This window comes from Achromobacter sp. Marseille-Q0513, assembly GCF_018195695.1.
Lineage (GTDB): Bacteria > Pseudomonadota > Gammaproteobacteria > Burkholderiales > Burkholderiaceae_B > Achromobacter.
The window spans coordinates 1-1,663 of the sequence record NZ_JAGTJY010000356.1 but is presented as its reverse complement, the minus strand read 5'-3'; the positions used below and the strand labels follow the sequence as shown (position 1 = coordinate 1,663).

2 protein-coding genes are annotated in these 1,663 nt (G+C 69.8%); both read right to left on the bottom strand.

All coding sequences use genetic code 11. The features are described from left to right. Positions 1-153: 153 nt before the first annotated feature. Positions 154-579, bottom strand: coding sequence for an NUDIX hydrolase (locus KDH83_RS30580; RefSeq protein ID WP_212322773.1), 426 nt, complete (start codon positions 577-579; stop codon positions 154-156). A 2-nt stretch (positions 580-581) separates the two neighbouring features. Continuing rightward, positions 582-1,663, bottom strand: a 1,082-nt coding sequence (locus tag KDH83_RS30575) for an ABC transporter substrate-binding protein (protein WP_212322771.1), incomplete at its 5' end; no start/stop codon positions are given.

Sequence of the window (1,663 nt, the reverse complement as noted above, 5' to 3'; positions counted from 1 at the left end):
GCAGGCGGGCGGCCGGCGTGGTGATCGGGGCGCCGGCGGGCGCGAGGTTCCAGCGTTGCAGGTAGGCGTCGAACATGGGGCGGGCGGGATGAGCGGCGTGGCCGTCCATCATAGGGGAATGCGCGGCGGGGGTGACGGGAGGAGCGGCGCGGTTCAGCCCGCCAGCGCCGCCGCCTTGCGCGCCACGACCGCCACGCCGAAGCTCAGGGCCAGCGCCTGCGCGTCCAGCTCGGCCAGCGGCACCCAGCGCGCCTGGCTGGCGTCGTCGCCGGCCACCGGCTCGCCCGAGAGCCAGCGGCACAGCACGGCCACCAGGATGTAGTGGCGGCGCAGCAGGCCGTCGGCGTCGTGGTCGAACACGTCGACCGCGTCGAACACCGTCAGCGGCTCGGCGGGGACGCCGGGTTCTTCGAACAGCCCGCGCGCGGCCGCGTCCTCGATGCGTTCGCCCAGCTCGATTTTGCCGCCCGGAAAAGCCCAGCGCCCCTGGTCCGGGGGATTGGCGCGGCGCACCAGCAGCACCTGGCCGTCGCGGATGACGGCGGCGATGGTGGCGGGGATGGGGCGCTGGGTGTGCATGGTCAGTCCTTGGCTGCCCCGGCCTGCTTGACCAGCGGGCACGAGGATTTCGACAGGGGCATGAAGGCCTGGTCGCCCGGCAGCGTGGCCAGCAGCTTGTAGTAGTCCCACGGCTGCTTCGACTCGGACGGCTTCTTGACCTCGAACAGGTACATATCGTGCACCATGCGGCCGTCCTCGCGGATGCGGCCGTTGGTGGCGAAGAAGTCGTTGATGGGCATGGCCTTCATCTGTTTCATGACCGCGGCGGCGTCGTCGGTGCCGGCGGCCTGGACCGCCTTCAGGTAATGCATGACCGAGGAATACGTGCCCGCCTGGCTCATGTTCGGCATTTTGCCAAGTTTGTCGTAGTAGCGCTTGGACCAGGCGCGGGTCTGCTCGTTCAGGTCCCAGTAGAAGGCCTCGGTCAGCGTCAGGCCGGCGGCGGCTTCCAGGCCGATGGCGTGGATGTCGTTGATGTACAGCAGCAGGCCGGCCATCTTCTGGCCGCCGCGGGTCAGCCCGAATTCGCTGGCCGCCTTGATCGCGTTGACCGTGTCGCCGCCCGCGTTGGCCAGCCCGATGACCTGCGCGCGGCTGGCCTGGGCCTGCAGCAGATAGGAGGCGAAGTCCGACGAGCCCAGCGGATGGCGCGCCGCGCCCAGCACGGTGCCGCCATTGGCCTTGACCACCTCGGTGGCCGAGGCCTGCAGCGTGTAGCCGAAACCGTAGTCGGCGGTCAGGAAATACCAGCTCTTGCCGCCTTGCTCCACCGTGGCGCGCGCGGTGGTGTTGGCCAGCGACCAGGTGTCGTAGGTGTAGTGCACCGAGTAGGGCGAGCACAGATCGTTGGTGATGCGCTCGGTGCCGGGGCCACTGTAGACCACGATGCGCTTTTTCTCGCGCGCCACCTCCAGCACCGCCAGCGCCGGCGCGGAGCCGGCCACGTCCATGATGGCGTCGACCTTCTGCGTGTCGTACCACTCGCGCGCGCGGGCGGCGGCGATGTCGGCTTTGTTCTGGTGGTCGGCCACCAGCAGGTCGATCTTCTTGCCCAGCACCTGGCCGCCGAAATCGGCGATGGCCATCTCGGCGGCGGTGGCGC